This is a genomic window from Catenulispora pinistramenti (genome assembly GCF_018274385.1).
Classification (GTDB): Bacteria; Actinomycetota; Actinomycetes; order Streptomycetales; family Catenulisporaceae; genus Catenulispora; species Catenulispora pinistramenti.
On sequence record NZ_JAAFYZ010000239.1, the window covers coordinates 1 to 16,143 of the forward strand.

Below are 16,143 nucleotides of genomic sequence, written 5' to 3' on the forward strand. Positions count from 1 at the left end.
ACCCAAAAAAGCTCCACCCGCTAGCCGCACCCTCCCAGCCACGACTCACACCCGCGCGAGCACCGCGTCCAGCGGATAGGGCACCCGATCCAACGGCACCGTCTCGGCCAGCAACCGCGCCCAGCGCTCCTTGCCCCCGGACCGGCCGCCCATCATCCGCCGTAGCTGGTGGACCAGGGTCTTGTCGCGCATCGCCGGCTGGCGCTGAAGCGTGCGGAACGAGCGCTGCTCCCCTTCGGCCGCGACCAGGGCCAGTACCTGCTCGGCCCCGACGGCTCGGATGAGTTCGTCCTCCAGGTCGGTGCGGCATACGAAGAAGCCGAACTCCTCCAGGTCCTCGGTCTTCGGCCCGGGTGTGAGGCCGGCGCGCTCCAGGCCCAGCCGGAAGAAGCGTTCCTCGGCCTCGTCGAACAGCCCGGCCAGCTTCAGGGCGCGGCCCTGGGGGCCGTAGTCGTGCAGATACCGCGCGGCGTTCGTGGCGCCGTCCATCGCGACCACCTCGATGCCGTCGGCGTCCAGGTCACGGGCTCGGCGCCGGGCCAGCGCGCGCAGGGCCGCCTGGTCGCTCACTCCCTCGACAAGGATGGCCGCGCGCATGGGTCGAGGATAGATCAGCGGCCGGTCAGATGCTGAGGATAAGTGCCAGCGGCACCAGCACTAGCGCCAGGACCAGCAGGAGATAGCCGCTGAACGCCGCGGCGTACCCGATCAGGTAGCGCAGCGGATGCTCGGGGACGGCCGACTCGAGGCCGCCGTCCACCACATCGCCGAACATCGCCCCCAGTACCGCCGCCACCACCAGGCTCGCGCCGACGAAGCCCAGCACCGCGCCGCGCAGGTCCCCGCCGGCGCCGTCCGGTCCCCACCCTGACGCCCAGTACAGCAGCCAGGCGCCGGCCCCGGCCACCGGCGGCCCGCCATACAACGCGGTCATATGTACCACCGACTGCGTCTTGTGCCGGGACATCGCTGACAACGCGCGCTTCATGCGGGCCACCGTACGTTCCGGCGACGCGCGGGAGACCGGAGGACTCACGTCACCGGCTACGTATTCGGCAGTTGATACATTCCTGACCGACGCAATCGACGCAATCCGGCCTCTGGACGATCCGCCGCCGCGGATCGAAGCTCTAAGAAACACATCGATCCGAGGAGTCGCACATGTTCCCCATGGGCCTGGTCATCCTCATCGCCGCCGTCATCGCGGTCGCGCTGGTGTTCATCTGCCTGATCGACGCGCGATCGGACCGTTAGCGCCGCCTCAGCGCCGCCTCTAGCCCCGCCTCGCCCGCGGGTTCAGCCGCACGAAAGCGTCCCAGTACGTCGCCGGGAACAGCCGCGCCAGCAGGTCCGGCACCCGCGCCGACATCGCGATCAGCACCCGGCCCCGGCGCCGCCGCACGCCCTCGATGATCCGGGCGGCGGCCCGGTCGGCCGGGTACGTCAGAACCTTGTTGAAGGCGCGCATCGCCTTCTCGCTGCGCTCCTGGTCGGCGCCGGAGGCCACCCGCGCGTCCAGCGCGATGCGGGTCTTGATGCCGCCGGGGTGGACGCAGGTCACGCCGACCTCGCCGGCCAGCTCGTGCCGCAGCGCCTCGGTGAAGCCGCGCAACGCGAACTTGCTGGCCGAGTAGGCGGTCTGGCCGGGCGGGGCGATCAGGCCGAACAGGCTGGAGGTGTTCACGACGTGACTGCCGGCCGACTCGCGCAGCCGGGGCAACAGGGCACGCGTCAAGGCGACCGGCGCGGCGAAGTTGACCGCCATCACCCAGTCGAACTCCTCGGCCGAGGTCTGCGCGAAGGTCCCGGCCAGCGCCACACCGGCGTTGTTGATCAGCAGGTTGACGACCGGTTCGGCGGCCAGGATCTCGGCGGCCAGCTTGGCGACCGCGTCGGCGTCGGACAGGTCGGCGACCAGAGTACGCACCCTGACTTCCGGACGGCGCCTGGTCACGGTCTGCGCGACGCTGGCCAGCCGCTCGGCGTCCCGGTCCACCAGCACCAGGTGCGTTCCCTTGAGCGCGAGGCCGTAGGCCAGCTGCTCCCCCATACCGCCGGCCGCGCCGGTGACCACCGCGACCGCCCCGTTGAAACGGAACGGTGCGAGTTTCGGCGTGACACCCGCAGCACCCGCAGCACCTTCAGCCATCAGAGCCCACCTTCGTCTTCTCCCGCCGCGTGGGACGCAACGTCCGATCCAGATCCGTCCGCATCGTGGAGGCCGCGTCCAGAATGTAGTTCTGCCGCACCCGCCACGGACTGCGGTGCCCGGCGCGCGGGAAGTCCTGGATCGAGCGCTGGATGTACCCCGAACTCAATGTCAGCAGTGGCCGCTCGCGCAACGTCCCGTCAGGCACCGGCACCACCGACGAGTACCCGCGCTCCGTCATATGGTTCAGCACCTTGCACACCAGCCGTGACGTCAGGTCCCCGCGCAGCGTCCACGAGGCGTTGGTGTAGCCGATGCACACCGCGAAATTCGGGATCCCGGTGACCATCGCCCCGCGCCACACGAACTGCTCGCCCAGCGGCACCTCGACGCCGTCGACCCGCGGCGCGATCCCGCCGAAGGCCAGCAGCCGCAGCCCGGTCGCGGTGACCACCACGTCCGCCTCCAGCACCTTGCCCGACTTCAGCCGGATCCCCTCCGGCACGAACGTCTCGATGTGCTCCGTGACCACGTCCGCTTTCCCCCCACGCAGCGCCCGGAAGAAGTCGGCATCCGGCGCCACGCACACCCGCTGCTCCCACGGGTTGTAGCTCGGCGTGAAGTGCTCGCGCACCATCGCCTCGTCCCGCACGGCCCGCTGGGTGAGCTTGATGAACATCTTGCGCGCAGCCGCGGGCCGGCGGGCGCAGAACTGGTTCACGAGCACCGTCATGGTGACGTTCTTCGCCCGGATGATCCGGTGCGCGACCTTCGGCGGCAGCGCCGCCCGCAGCCGGTCGCCCAGCTTGTCCCGGCTCGGCAGCGCGACGATCCAGCTCGGCGAGCGCTGGAGCATGGTGACGTGCTCGGCCTGCCGCGCCAGCGATGGCAGCAGCGTGATGGCCGTCGCCCCGCTGCCGATGATGACGACGCGCTTGCCGGTGTAGTCCAGGTCCCGCGGCCAGAACTGCGGGTGCACGACCGTGCCCCGGTAGTCCTCGACACCGGGGAAGTCGGGCGTGTAGCCACTGTCGTAGTCGTAGTACCCCGCGCAGGAGTAGAGGAAGTTGCAGGTCATCGTGCGGCGCTCGACCCCGCCCTGCTCCGAGGCCTGCTCGACGGTGACGGTCCACCGCCCCTGCTCGCTGGACCAGTCGGCGCCCACCACCTTGGTCCGGAACCGTATCTTGTCCTCGATCCGGTACCGCTCCGCAGTCCTGCGGATGTACTCCAAGACGGTGTCCCCGGCGGCGATGGACTTCGACTCGCGCCACGGCCGGAACGAGTACCCCAGCGTGTACATGTCGGAATCCGACCGCACGCCGGGATACCGGAACAGGTCCCACGTCCCGCCGATCGCGTCCCTCGCCTCCAGGATCACGTAGCTGCGCCCCGGGCATTCAGTCTGCAGCCGATACCCGGCCCCGATCCCGGACAGCCCCGCGCCGACCACGACCACGTCGAAGTGCTCCATGGCCCTCAGTGTGGCCGACATCGCTTTACGCGGCAAGGGTCGGTGTAAAGAAAATATCAGCCGACCAGTGCGAACGCGGTCAGTACGGCTAACCGAGATGCCGGCCGTGCAGGTGGTGCCTGCGGATGCGCGCGATGGTCCGATGACGGCGGACTTTGCCATGCCGTCGCCGGCTCTTCTGCTTCTGGTTCACGGACGTCCCCTTTCGCAGAGTTCGAATGACTCGAACTTAGTCACGGGACGTGCACAGTCAATACCTGTGCGAGATCGAGCCGAGCTGGATCAGCCCGAGCGGGGTCGCCGCTGTTCCGGCTGCCGTTCCGGGCCGCCGTTGCCGTTCCGGGCCGCCGTTGCCGTTCCGGGCCGCCGTTACCGGTCGGCGCCGCCCAGCACCGGATCCACCGAGGCCACCACCGCCACGACATCGGCGAGCATCCCGCCCTCGGCCATCGCCGGGACCGCCGCCAGATGTGTGAACGAGGGGTCGCGCAGGTGCACGCGGAACGGCCGCGTCCCGCCGTCGCTGACCACATGCGCGCCGAGTTCCCCGCGCGGGGACTCCACGGCCGAGTACACCTGCCCGGCCGGCACCGCGAAGCCCTCGGTCACCAGCTTGAAGTGGTGGATCAGCGCCTCCATCGACTGCGCCATGATGTGCCGCACCCACTCCTCGGAGGTCCCGAGGCCGTCGGACGACCCCAGGGCCAGCCGGGCCGGCCAGGCGATCTTCGGGTCCGCGAGCATCACCGGGCCGGGCTCCAGCCGGTCCAGGGCCTGGCCGATGATGCGCAGCGACTCGGCCATCTCGTTGAACCGCACCACATAGCGGCTGTAGGCGTCGCACCCGGTCTCGGTCGGCACGTCGAACTCGTACGTGTCATAGCCCAGATACGGCTCCGCCTTCCGCAGATCGTGCGGCAGCCCGGTGGCCCGCAGCATCGGGCCGGTGACGCCCAACGCCATACAGCCGGCCAGATCCAGATACCCGACACCCTTGGTCCGGCCCTGGAACACCGGGCTGCCGTTCAGCAGGCGCTCGTAGTCGCGCAGCCGCTTGGGGAACTCGGCGATCAGGGTCCTGATGTCCTCGACGACCCCGTCCGGCAGATCCTGCACCAGCCCGCCGGGCCGCACGTAGGCGTGGTTCATCCGGTTGCCGGTGATCGTCTCCAGGATGTCCAGGATCGGCTCCCGGTCCCGGAACCCGTTGGTCATCACCGTCGTCGCGCCCAGTTCCATGCCGCCGGTCGCGATCGCCACCAGGTGCGAGGAGATCCGGTTCAGCTCCATCAGCAGGACCCTGATGACCTCGGCGCGCGGCGGCACGTCCGCCTCGACGCCGAGCAGCGCCTCGACCGCGCGGCAGTACACGGTCTCGTTGAACAGCGGCATCAGGTAGTCGGCGCGGGTCAGGAACGTCACGGCCTGGGTCCAGTTCCGGAACTCCAGGTTCTTCTCGATCCCGGTGTGCAGGTACCCGATCCCGCACCGGGCCTCGATGACGCTCTCGCCCTCGATCTCCAGGATCAGCCGCAGCACCCCGTGCGTGGAGGGGTGCTGCGGCCCCATGTTGACGATCAGCCGGTCCTCACCGCCCGGCCCGGCCCCCGGCTGGCGTTCGGCGTCGCGCAGGACTTCGTCCCAGTCGTACACATGGGTGATTTGTCCGCGTTCGGAGCAATGAAACGACGAGGGGCGGGTACGGCGCGGTGCCGCGTCGAACTCCGCAGGTCGGTCCGGGTGCGGCCGGTGCCCTGAATGGGCGATCACCGACAGCGGATCACCGTCCGCGATATGCCGGGCATCCGATCGCGAAAGCGTCGCTTTCGCGCGTATATTCGAATAGGTTGGACCGTAGCCGGGCGTCCTGCAGGTACTGCCCGGCAGCGCCGATTCGGGCGGGGCGCAGGGTTTGCGCGGTCGTTCTCGCGTCGGGGCACGGCGGTCGGCTGCCGGGGTTCCCGGGACGGTCGGCCGCCGCTTTCCCGGCCTACCGCGCCGCTTCGCAGGCCTCTGCCGGTGTTGCTTACTACTGAGCCAGTGGCTTCGGACGTCAGCAGACCGGGCCGAGCGTGGCGCCGGGCTTGAAGTTGGCCAGGGACTGCCAGGCCGGGGTGTTGGTGCCGTCGATGCGTCCGTAGACCCAGGTGTTGCCGTAGCCGTTGATGGCGTGGCACCAGATGTACATGTGCTGACCGCTGGTGAAGGAGCCGGCGCTGGCACAGGCCGCGTAGGGGCCGGAGCGCATGGTGAAGGTGCCGGTGTCGGCGTAACCGTTGCCGTCCTGCGCCACGACGTGCGTGGTGTGCCAGCCGGTGCAGCCCATATTGGGCTTGCTGGTGCTGACCGGCGGCTTCGGCGGCGTGGTGCTCGTGCTCGGCTTAGGCGGCGCGGGGGTGGACGCCACCGGAGTGGACGGCACGGGCGGCGCGGCGGACGTCGAACCGACCACCGGCGGCGCCGAGGTCGCCAGCGCCCCCGGATTCGAGCTCTGATTCCCCGGCGCACTACTGGCCGGCCCGAGGTTCCCGGCGGGGCTGGTACTCGCCGAGCTGCTCGCGGCCCCGGCGTTGACGTCCTGGCCGTCGGGGCGGGAGGTGGAACCCGCGAGCGGCTGCCCGCCGTCGCGCGCGCCACCGGTCGGGTCGCCGGCGCCGGGGGCGAAGCCGGAGTGGGTGTCGGCGGAGCTGGAAGTGGACGAGGAACCCTGCGCCAGCGAGATGGCGCCGATCGCCACTGCCATGGCGGCCGCGGCGCTGGCGCCGATGATGACGCCACGGCGGCGGCCGGATTCCTGCGGCTCAGGAGCGGATGGGTCCGCCGAGACGTCGTCGGCGGAGGGCTGCTGCGCCAGCGGGATCGGCCACATCGAGGCGGGAGACTGGGGCTCGGGCTGCGATTGGAGCTGAGGCCGCGATTGAGGCTGGGGCTCCGATTGGGGCTGAGGCCGCGATTGGAGCTGGGGCTGGGGCTGCGATTGGGGCTGCGGCCGCGATTGGGGCTGCGGCTCGGACTGCGGCATGTAAGGCATCGATGATGTCGGCGGTATCGGGGCGCTCGGCGAGCCCTGCGACGGCACTGCTGGCTGCGCTGGTGTGGCTGCTGGCGGTGCCGGCGGCTGCGACGCCTTCGGCTGCTGCCGCGGTGCTGACTGCGCGGGAGTCGCCGGCGCCGCCGACTGCATCGCCTGCGCTGAAGCAAGCGGCGGCATCTGTGGCGATCGTGCCGGCCGCGCGGGAGCGGCGGGCGCTGGCTGCTGCGAAATCGGCCCCGCCTGCGACTCCGCCCCGACCCGCGGTATCGGCTGCGTGTGCTGCATCTCCGGCGCCGCCTCGACCCGCGGTATCCGCTGAGTCGGCTCCCCGCCGTCCGGCATCGGCTCGCTGCTGTCCGGCTTCAGGTCCCCGCCGTCCGCCGCCGGCTGCCGCGGCGCGAACCCCGGCGTGCGCGCCGGAATCGCCTGGACCTCCGGCGGGACCGGCCTGGTCGAGGCCAGGAACGGGTTGCTCGGATACAGCGTCGGCGAGGTCGTCGGCGATCCGCTGTATTCCCGTGCCGTCAGCGGCGGCAGCCCTATCGACGTGCCCTGTTTCCGCACGCCCTCCTCGGGTATCGACTCGTTCGGCCCGTCCGTCACAACCCACTCCCCAGTCCGCCTCGCGGCAAAAGCTGGCTGGAGTCTAGTCCTCCGGCGCCGGGCCCGAGCCCCGCGCGTGACAAGAGCTGAGCAACGGGCTCAGCCCGCGGTCCACTCCACCTCGGGTGGCAGCACGCGCGCCGTGAGGGGCTGGCCCTTGGCGTCGGTCAGGCCCAGACGGGCCCGCAGCGTCCCGGAGGCGATCCCGGCCTCGAACACGTCCCGCGGGATGCCGGACAGCATCAGCTTCGAGCGGCAGAACATCGTGTAGCCGCGGTCCTCGCCGATCCGGTTCCACGACAGGTACACGAAGCGCCCGCCGATCCCGTCCTGGACGTGCCGGCCACGCAGTGTGCGCTCCCCCCGCTTGTTCGTGAACGGCTCGACCGCCAGCTCCCACACCGCCCCGGCGGCGTCCCCGCGCACCGGGTCCAGCAGCTCCTCCGGCTTGTCCCTGACCTGGACTGCTACCACGATCCCCGGAAGACCCGGCAGATCACGTCCTTCGATGCGCAGCAACATGTGACAATGCTCGCACGCCTGAACCCGCCCGCATCCCGGTCAGGCGCACCTTTCACCGCCGCGCGCTGCGTATCCTTTTTCGGTGAACGTTCGAATGGCGGGGGCGGGGGCGGGACGATGACGATCTCCGAAGTCCGGCAGGCGGCCGACGACCACACGGTCGAGTCCTGGCACCGCCGCGAACCCGCGCTCCCGGCGGTGGCCGTCCTCGGCATCGGCCCGGTCGCGGCCGCCCTGACCGAGGCGGCGCACGCGCTGCTGGCCGACGGCGCCAAGCTGCACCTGGTCGCCGACCCCGAGTACCTGGTCGTCCTCGGCGAGGAGACGGCGCTGCCCTGGGTGGACGGCGCCCGCTACCTCGGCTGGGACGGCAACGCCCTGACCCTCACCACGCACCGGGTGCTGCCGGCCGCCGACCTGTGGCGCGAGGCCGCGCTGACGGCGGCCGGGGCGGACGCGGCGTCGCTGGTGATCGTGCTGCCGGACCAGGTGCTGATAGCCGCGGGGAACGACGCGGATCATGAGGATCATGCGGGTTATGCGGGTCATGCAGGCCGCCGGGATCGCGCGGACCAGCAGGCACCGGCGGCCGCCGCCGGGCCGTCCTGAGCTCGCAGCGGCACTGAGCACACGGCAGCACTGACCGGGCAGCACTCGGCGCGAGCCCCGGCGACGCCCCGAGACGCCGCCGCAGCTCGTGCCTCGCAGCTCGCCTACTCAACCCACAAAACCTCCCCGCGAGCCGCCACCCGCTCCGCGATCCGCTTCCCCGCCTCGGCCACCGACATCGGCTCCGCCTTCCGCCCGTCCCGCAGCCGGATCGCGACCGCCCCCGCCGCGGCCTCCCGTCCCCCGATCACCGCCTGATACGGCACCAGCCGCGCCTCCCGGATCCGCGCCCCCAGACTCCCGCGCTCCGGATCCATCACCTGCGAACGCAGCCCGAGGTCCAGGCACTGCTCGTGGAACGCCCGGGCCGCGGCCGCCTCGTCCGCGCCGACCGGCAGCACCGCCACCTGCACCGGGGCCAGCCACGCCGGGAACGCCCCGCCGTGCTGCTCGATCAGGTGCGCCATCACCCGCTCCAGGCTCCCCACGATGCTCCGGTGGACCATCACCGGCCGGTGCCTGGCGCCGTCGGCCCCGATGTATTCCAGCCCGAACTGCTCCGGCTGGTGGAAGTCGATCTGCACGGTCGACAAGGTCGCCTCCCGCCCGGCCGGATCGGCGATCTGGATGTCGATCTTCGGTCCGTAGAACGCCGCCTCGCCCTCGGCCTCCACGTAGTCCATCCCCGAGGCGTCCAGCACCTCCCGCAGCATCCGGGTGGCCCGCTCCCACATCTCCGGCTTGTCGACGTACTTCCCACCCGGCCCCGGCAACGACAGCCGGACCCGCGCCGCCTCGATCCCCAGCGCCTCGTACGCCTCCCGGATCATTCGCAGCGCGTCCTGGGCTTCGGCAGGGACCTGATCCAGGGTGCAGAAGATGTGCGCGTCGTTCAGGGTGATCGCCCGCACCCGGGTCAGGCCGCCGAGCGCCCCGGACATCTCCGAGCGGTACATCGCGCCGATCTCGGCCATCCGCAACGGCAGCTCGCGGTAGCTGTGCGCACGGGAACGGTAGATCAGCGCGTGGGTCGGGCACAGGCTCGGACGCAGCACCACCTGCTCGGCGCCGAGGTCCATCGGCGGGAACATGTCCTCGCTGTAGTGCTGCCAGTGGCCGGAGATCTCATACAGCTCGCGTTTGCCGAGCACCGGCGAGTACACGTGCTGATACCCGGCCCGGCGCTCGGCCGAGCGGATGTACTCCTCGATGGTGTGCCGGACCACCGCGCCGTCCGGCAGCCAGTACGGCAGACCCGCGCCGATCAGCGGGTCGGTGTCGAACAGCTCCAGCTCGCGGCCGAGCCTGCGGTGGTCGTGCTGGATCTCGCTCATGGGACCTTCTCCTCGCCGATGATCAATGCTCGATGCGGATCGGGTGGGGCGAGGTCCCGGGAACGACGAAGCCCCGGGGCATCGCCCCGGGGCTTCGTAGCTGGTTCAGGAATCAGCGCGCCGGGACGGTGTCCGGCGTCGTCGTCCGCATAGCGCGCTTCATGAGATCAACAGTAGCAGAGCTGACAGCGGAGGTCGGAGCGGCAGGAGTAGCAGGGCCGGCACGAGCAGCCGGGCCGACAGGAGCAGCGGCACCGTCAGTCCGATGACACGTCCCGGCGCCGGAACCCGACCAGCCCGGCCCCGGTCAGCACCACGCTGACCAGCGTCATCCACACCAGCGGCGCCCAGTGGAACGCCCCGCCTGGCACCTTCGGGATGTGCGCGAACGGCGTCAGGTCCACGAGCCACTGCCCGGCGTTGACCAGCGGCCCCAGGTTGGCGATGAAGACCGTCAGGCCGAACACCCCGTACGCGGCCGACGTCCACTTCGGCCGCAGCCCGAACAACGCCACCCCGGCCGCGGCGATGACCCACAGCGCCGGCGTGGTGATCAGCCCGGCCTTCACCATCCGCCCGACCCAGCCCCAGAAATCGCCCAGCACCCAGCCGGCGCCGACCCCCGTGCCGAGCCCGCCCGCGGCCATCACCAGCGCACTGCCGATCGCCGGGAACACCAGGTGGCTCCCGGCCCACGCCAGCCGCCCGGCCGCCCCGGACAGCACCGGCTCGGCCCGCCCCGAGGTCTCCTCGCCGCGCAGCCGCAGCACGGCCTGCACCGCGTAGAACGCGGCGGCCATCCCGAGGAAGCTGATCGCGGTGGCCAGGTAGGAATCGGTCAGGCCCCGCACCCCGCCGTAGCGGCCGATGATCTTCTCGGCCTGCTGGTTCTCGTTCAGCAGCTGGTCGATGCCCTTGGCGATGGACCCCATGACGATCCCGAACACGAACAGCCCGGCCATCCAGCCCAGCAGCGTCGGCTGCTGGAGCCGCCGCCCCAGCCCGAACACGCCGCGCAGCCCCGGCCCGGCGCTCGGCGGCCCCGGACGCTGCGGCAGCAGCCCGCCGCCCAGGTCCCGGGCGTTCTGCACGCGATACCCGATGCCGGCGGCCACGACCCCGGCGGCCAGCGTCACGCCGATCACCCACCACCGGTTCCCGGCCCACGGGTGCACCCGCTCGATCCAGCCGAACGGCGACAGCCACGCCACCCAGCCGGCCCCGCCGCTGTTCCCGGCCGCGTCCCCGACGGTCCGCAGCAGATACGCCACGCCGAGGATGAGCGCGCCGATCCCGTTGGCGGCCCGGCCGGTCTCGGTGAGCTGCACCGCGATCGCCTGGGTCCCGGCGAACGCCACCCCGACGGCGAACAGGCACCCGCCGAGCGCCAGCGCGCCGGCGATGCCCTGGCCCAGCACCAGCATCACCACGACGGCCAGCAGCCCGATCCCGAAGCAGGCGCCGACCGCGATGGACAACGCGGCGCTGAGCGGGGCGTTGCGGCCCACCGCGCCGGACCCGAGCAGCTCCAGCCGCCCGGACTCCTCCTCGGCCCGGGTGTGCCGGGTGATCAGCAGCACCACCATGATGCCGACCAGCAGACCGCCGAACCCCAGCGTGCGCCAGGCGGTCAGCGCGCCGAGGGTGTGGGTGTCGTAGAGCGGGCCGTAGAGCGCGCGCAGCGAGGGGTTCGTGCCGATGCTGGCGCCGAGTTTGTCGCGGTCGGCTTGGGCCGGGTACAGCTTCTTGAGGGAGTAGGCGGTGCCGCCGACCGTCGCCAGCAGCGCGTACATCCACACCGGGAGCATGATGCGGTCGCGGTGCGAGGCGAGTTTGAGCAGGACGCGCAGACCGTCGTCGGAGTTCTTCTGCGCGCCGGGCTCGGTGGCGAACTTCGAGGTCTTCTTCGAGGTCTTCTTCAGGGTGTTCTTGCTCTTCGAGGCCTTCTTCCTCTCGGCCTTCTCCGCCGCGTCCGGAGCCGTCGCGGTGTTCATCGCGCCGCGCCTTCGGGCTCGTAGTGCCGCAGGAACAACTCCTCCAACGTCGGCGGCCGGCTGACCAGCGTCTTCACCCCGATCGCGGTCAGCGCCTTGAGCAGGCCGTCGAGGTGGTCGTTGTCGACCTGGCCGGTGAACGTGGCGGCGCCGGTCTTGGCGTCGTGCACCCCGGGCAGGTTCTCCAGCCCGGTCGGCGCTCCGGTGAGTTCGGCCTGGACGGTGGTGCGGGTCAGGTGCCGCAGCTCGGTCAGCGACCCGGTCTCCACGGTCTTGCCGGCGCGGATGATGTTCACCCGGTCGCACAGCGCCTCGACCTCGGACAGGATGTGGCTGGAGAGCAGGATGGTGCGGCCGCGCTGGCGTTCCTCGGCCACACACTGCCGGAAGACCTCCTCCATCAGCGGGTCCAGGCCGGACGTCGGCTCGTCGAAGACCAGCAGCTCGACATCGGAGGCCAGGGCGGCGATCAGCGCCACCTTCTGCCGGTTGCCCTTGGAGTACTGCCCGCCCTTCTTGGTGGGATCCAGCTCGAACCGCTCCAACAGGTCCGCCCGGCGCGCGGCGTCGACCCCGCCGTGCAGGCCGCCGAGCAAGTCGATCACCTCCCCGCCGGACAGGTTCCGCCACAGCGTGACATCGCCGGGCACATAGGCCAGGCGCTTGTGCAGGGCCACCCGGTCCCGCCAGGGATCGCCGCCGAGAAGGGAAGCCTGTCCCGCGTCGGCGCGGATCAGGCCCAGCAGGACCCGGATGGTCGTCGACTTGCCGGCCCCGTTGGGACCGAGGAACCCGAGGACCTCACCCTCCTGGACCGTCAGGTCCAGGCCATCGAGCGCGCGAGTCCGGCCGAACGTCTTCACCAAGCCGGACGCGCTGATCGCAGTCGTCATGCCGACGATGCTACTCCGAGTTTTCAGAATTTTGTGAATGTTATGAAGACGCGAGCACGACCGCTACGGTTGGACCATGCGCAAGGATGATCCCGCCCGGCCGACCCCGGACTCCGACCCGCTGTCGGCGTACATCGAGCGCTTCGCCAGCGTCCTGTTCGACAGCGGGATCCCGCGCATGCCCGCCCGCGTCTTCGCCGCCCTGATCACCGAGGACGACGGCCGCCTCACCTCCCAGCAGCTGTCGGACCGGCTCGACATCTCCCCGGCCGCGGTCTCCGGCGCCATCAGCTACCTGTCGCAGATCCACCTGGTCACCCGGGAGCGCGAGCCGGGGACCCGGCGCGACCGCTACCGGGTGCTGGACGAGGTGTGGCAGGACGCGATCCTCCAGCGCGACGCGATGCTGGCGCGCTGGGAGGGCAGCCTGGCCGAAGGCGTGACGGTGGTCGGCGCCGACACCTCGGCCGGGCACCGGCTGCAGGAGTCGGTGGTGATGTTCCAGTTCCTGCGCGAGGAGGTGTCCAGGATCGCGGAACGGTGGCAAGAGCGGCGGGCCGCTTTACGGATCGAGGTGGCTGCGCGGATGGAGGCTGCCGCGCGGGCGGAGGCAGCTGCACGGATCGACGCTGCGCGCGGTGCGGGCGACACAGAATCAGGTGATTGAGGTGCCTCGCTTCACGTGAGGTGAGCGACATACCCGGCTCCCGGCTCCCGCCGCGCGTCAGCCCCAGCCCGAGCCCCAGCCCGAGCCCCAGCCCAGCCTCAGCGTCAGACCCGGATGCTCCGCGGCAGCTCGGCATCCGCGACATAGCCGATCCCGCGCACCGTCCGAATCAGATCCGGCACCCCGAGCTTCGCGCGCAGCGTCGCTATGTGCACCTCCAGCGTCCGGTTCGCCGACTTCTCAGTGGTGTGCCACACCTTGCGCAGTATCAACTCCCGGCACAACACCGCCCCCGGCGTGCTCGCCAGCAGGTGCAGCAGGTCGAACTCCTTGCGGGTGAGCACCACCGGCTGGCCGTGCACGTTCACCCGGCGCTCGTCGGCGTCCACCACCACCGGCCCGACGCCCAGGTGGTCCGGGCGCTCCGAGGGCGTGCGCACCGCCGCACGGATCCGCGTCGACAACTCGGTGAGGCCGTAGGGCTTCACCACGAAGTCGTCCACCCCGATCCGCCGGCCCTCGATCCACAGCCCGCGGTCGGCGCGCGCGGTGATCGCCACCAGCGCGGCCTCCGTCTGGCGCCGGATGCGCTCGCACAGCGCCAGCGCCTCCTCGTCGAGCAACCCGAGATCCACCAGCACCGCGTGCGGCGAGAACGCCGCCATGCCCGGCAGGTCGTCGGCCCGCAGCCGCCGCACCGCGAACCCGTCCAGCCGCAGCGCGTTGTCCAACGCCGGCTGCGCGCGGTCGTCTCTGCGGCCGGCCACTACTAGCCTCATCGCACCGTCACCTCACAGCGCTCTCAAGGCGCCTGCCGCGGACAAAGACCCGGCAATTCGTTAATATCGTTTACCAGGGTCCTGCTATTTTGCTCACCCAGCGTGCCGGAAGGCAATACCATGCGTGTGGGTTTTCTCAATGCGAGCTCAAATCGGCCCGCTCGACCTGGCACGGAAGAACACCGATCGTGAGGTTTCGGGCACCGGTGACGCCGTCTTGTCAAGAACGAGGCCTGAGGTAGGCCCCGAACACCGCTCACAGAGTGCGGAAGGTCTTACGAATACGCCGGATGCGTGAGTCAATACCGCGATACGCGGTGCGGGAGGCATGAATCGGCGGCGGCGTCGGCGAGGGTGGCCGCATGACCGACGACGACGCCTCGTACATGGCGTGGGTGCGGCCCACGCGCCGGGTCCACCTGGCCCTGTCGGTGGGGATGACCGTGACCGGCGTCTTGCTCATCGTGCTCGGCGGCTCCGGCTCCGGCAGGCCGGGCGGCGCGGCCCGGCCGGCGTCCGCCATCGCCCGCACCGCGGACAGTTCTTCCGCCGCGACCGGCGCCGCCCTCCGGCGCGCGGCCGCCGACGCTACCCGGCGCGCGCAGCTTGAGCGCCTCGCGCACACGACTCACGGCCCGCACACGACGCACACGACTCGCGCCACGCACAGCACACACGCGGCACGCACAACGCACGAGTCCGCAGGCTCAACGGCCGAGCCGAAGCCCCCGCTCCACGACCAGGCCACACCGCGCCCGGCCGACGTTTCCCGGGCTCCCATTCCGGCCGCACCACCGGCCGAGCCCCGGCCGCCGGCCCCGTTCCCGCCTCACCCGGGCAAACGCTGATCCGCCGCTGATCCGCCGCTGATCCGTGCAACTCCACCCCAGCTCTGTAACATCCGGAAAAAACCTCTAGGCTGGCGGCCGTGGCGATGCGACAACTCGGGGACCTGGAAGCGGCGGTCATGGACCGCATATGGCGGCGCAACCGCCCGGTGCTGGTCCGGGACATCCTCGACGACCTGAACACCGACCGCGCGCTCGCCTACACCACGGTCATGACCGTTATGGACAAGCTGCACCGCAAGGGGTGGCTGCGTCGGCAGCCGCAGGGGCGGGCTTATGTCTACGAGGCGGTCGCCTCGCGGGAGTCGTACACCGCGCGGCTGATGCGGGACGCCTGGGCCACCAGCGACAACCAGGCGGTGGCGTTCGTGCACTTCCTGGAGCAGCTGTCGGACGAGGAAGCCAGGGCACTGCGGGCGGCCCTGGAGATCTGCCCGCCATCGCCCACCCAGGCCCCGGAGGAAGAGCAGCTCCAGTGACGGCCGCGCTCATCCTGGTCGTCTACGCCCTGGCGGTGGCCCTGCTGGCACCGCCGCTGCTGGCCCGGCACTGGCCGTCCGACCGCGTCCCGCGCCTGACGGTGACGCTGCTACAGGTCCTGACCTGCTCGTTCCTCGTCGCCACCGTCGCCGCCGGCCTGGCCCTGGCCTTCACCCTGGTCGAGGGGCTGTCCGAGCTCTCGCCGGCCCTCGACTCGTGCGCGGACCAACTCCCGGTCACCGACCACGGCTCCGTCGGCACGGTCCTGGGCCACCTCGGCTGGATCTCCGCCGCGCTGCTCTCGGCCCGCCTCCTGTACTGCCTGGCCACCACCTTCGGCACCGCCCGCCACCGACGCCGGGCACACAGCCGGGTCCTGCGCATGCTCGCCACCCGCGACGACGAACTCGACGTCCTGGTCCTGGACCACCCGGCACCGGCCTGCTACTGCCTCCCCGGCGACGTCGTGATCACCACCGGCGCCCTGGAACGCCTCAGCGCGCAGCAGCTGGAAGCAGTCCTGCTCCACGAACGCGCCCACCTCTCCGGCCGCCACCACCTGATCATCGCCCTGGCCACCGCCATCCGCCGCACCATCCCGCCCATCAGGCTCCTGGCCTACGCCGAACGCGAAACCCGCCGCCTGGTGGAACTGATCGCCGACGACGCCGCCGTAGCCGAAACCAGCGCCCCCACCGTCGCAGCGGCCCTGGCAGTCATCGGCACCGCCCACACCCCGTCTCTTATAACCATCTGA

Annotated in this window: 16 protein-coding genes; 5 read left to right on the forward strand and 11 right to left on the reverse strand. The window is 71.0% G+C overall.

Annotated elements, in window-relative coordinates; genetic code table 11:
- Nucleotides 1-45: 45 nt before the first annotated feature.
- From KGQ19_RS40765 to KGQ19_RS40795, 7 genes are all read right to left on the reverse strand, one after another.
- Nucleotides 46-597, reverse strand: coding sequence for a TOPRIM nucleotidyl transferase/hydrolase domain-containing protein (locus KGQ19_RS40765; protein WP_212019518.1), 552 nt, complete (start codon nt 595-597; stop codon nt 46-48).
- Nucleotides 598-622: 25 nt separating this feature from the next.
- The gene (locus KGQ19_RS40770; RefSeq protein ID WP_212019520.1) at nt 623-988 is read right to left on the reverse strand and encodes a hypothetical protein; all 366 of its coding nucleotides are present in this window, start codon (nt 986-988) and stop codon (nt 623-625) included.
- A gap of 285 nt (nt 989-1,273) precedes the next feature.
- A complete protein-coding gene (locus KGQ19_RS40775) occupies nt 1,274-2,149 on the reverse strand; it encodes an SDR family NAD(P)-dependent oxidoreductase (RefSeq protein WP_212019522.1) in 876 nt (291 codons plus the stop codon).
- On the reverse strand, nt 2,142-3,644 hold the full coding sequence (locus KGQ19_RS40780; protein ID WP_413563258.1) for a flavin-containing monooxygenase: 1,503 nt from the start codon (nt 3,642-3,644) through the stop codon (nt 2,142-2,144). The genes KGQ19_RS40775 and KGQ19_RS40780 overlap by 8 nt, the downstream gene beginning before the upstream one ends.
- 348 nt (nt 3,645-3,992) lie before the next feature.
- Nucleotides 3,993-5,285, reverse strand: coding sequence for an NADH-quinone oxidoreductase subunit D (locus KGQ19_RS40785; RefSeq protein ID WP_413563259.1), 1,293 nt, complete (start codon nt 5,283-5,285; stop codon nt 3,993-3,995).
- A 391-nt stretch (nt 5,286-5,676) separates the two neighbouring features.
- Nucleotides 5,677-7,260 (reverse strand): hypothetical protein, encoded by a 1,584-nt coding sequence (locus tag KGQ19_RS40790; protein WP_212019526.1) that lies wholly within the window; start codon nt 7,258-7,260, stop codon nt 5,677-5,679.
- 99 nt (nt 7,261-7,359) lie between these two features.
- Nucleotides 7,360-7,782 (reverse strand): DUF5990 family protein, encoded by a 423-nt coding sequence (locus KGQ19_RS40795; RefSeq protein ID WP_212019528.1) that lies wholly within the window; start codon nt 7,780-7,782, stop codon nt 7,360-7,362.
- A 117-nt stretch (nt 7,783-7,899) separates the two neighbouring features.
- Here KGQ19_RS40795 and KGQ19_RS40800 point away from each other — a divergent pair, with 117 nt between their 5' ends.
- Nucleotides 7,900-8,391 (forward strand): bpX5 domain-containing protein, encoded by a 492-nt coding sequence (locus KGQ19_RS40800; RefSeq protein ID WP_212019530.1) that lies wholly within the window; start codon nt 7,900-7,902, stop codon nt 8,389-8,391.
- Nucleotides 8,392-8,495: 104 nt separating this feature from the next.
- On the opposite strand, the gene thrS is transcribed toward KGQ19_RS40800, so the two are convergent.
- The 3 genes from thrS to KGQ19_RS40815 form a co-directional block, all read right to left on the reverse strand.
- Nucleotides 8,496-9,725, reverse strand: a complete 1,230-nt coding sequence (thrS, locus tag KGQ19_RS40805; protein ID WP_212019532.1) for a threonine--tRNA ligase — start codon at nt 9,723-9,725, stop codon at nt 8,496-8,498.
- Between the two features lie 257 nt (nt 9,726-9,982).
- Entirely contained in the window at nt 9,983-11,719 is a 1,737-nt protein-coding gene (locus tag KGQ19_RS40810) for an ABC transporter permease (protein WP_212019534.1), read from the reverse strand.
- Nucleotides 11,716-12,612, reverse strand: coding sequence for an ABC transporter ATP-binding protein (locus KGQ19_RS40815; RefSeq protein ID WP_212019536.1), 897 nt, complete (start codon nt 12,610-12,612; stop codon nt 11,716-11,718). Before KGQ19_RS40815 ends, KGQ19_RS40810 begins: the two co-directional genes overlap by 4 nt.
- A gap of 76 nt (nt 12,613-12,688) precedes the next feature.
- On the opposite strand from KGQ19_RS40815, the gene KGQ19_RS40820 reads away from it, so the two are divergent.
- Nucleotides 12,689-13,279: a GbsR/MarR family transcriptional regulator gene (locus KGQ19_RS40820; RefSeq protein ID WP_212019538.1), complete on the forward strand. Its 591-nt coding sequence runs from the start codon at nt 12,689-12,691 to the stop codon at nt 13,277-13,279.
- A 104-nt stretch (nt 13,280-13,383) separates the two neighbouring features.
- Here the strand turns inward: KGQ19_RS40820 and KGQ19_RS40825 are convergent, their stop codons facing one another.
- Nucleotides 13,384-14,058, reverse strand: coding sequence for a response regulator transcription factor (locus KGQ19_RS40825; RefSeq protein ID WP_194899376.1), 675 nt, complete (start codon nt 14,056-14,058; stop codon nt 13,384-13,386).
- A gap of 362 nt (nt 14,059-14,420) precedes the next feature.
- On the opposite strand from KGQ19_RS40825, the gene KGQ19_RS40830 reads away from it, so the two are divergent.
- From KGQ19_RS40830 to KGQ19_RS52355, 3 genes are all read left to right on the forward strand, one after another.
- Nucleotides 14,421-14,906, forward strand: a complete 486-nt coding sequence (locus tag KGQ19_RS40830; protein WP_212019540.1) for a hypothetical protein — start codon at nt 14,421-14,423, stop codon at nt 14,904-14,906.
- A gap of 86 nt (nt 14,907-14,992) precedes the next feature.
- Nucleotides 14,993-15,385, forward strand: coding sequence for a BlaI/MecI/CopY family transcriptional regulator (locus KGQ19_RS40835; RefSeq protein WP_212019547.1), 393 nt, complete (start codon nt 14,993-14,995; stop codon nt 15,383-15,385).
- Entirely contained in the window at nt 15,382-16,143 is a 762-nt protein-coding gene (locus KGQ19_RS52355) for a M56 family metallopeptidase (protein WP_212019543.1), read from the forward strand. Before KGQ19_RS40835 ends, KGQ19_RS52355 begins: the two co-directional genes overlap by 4 nt.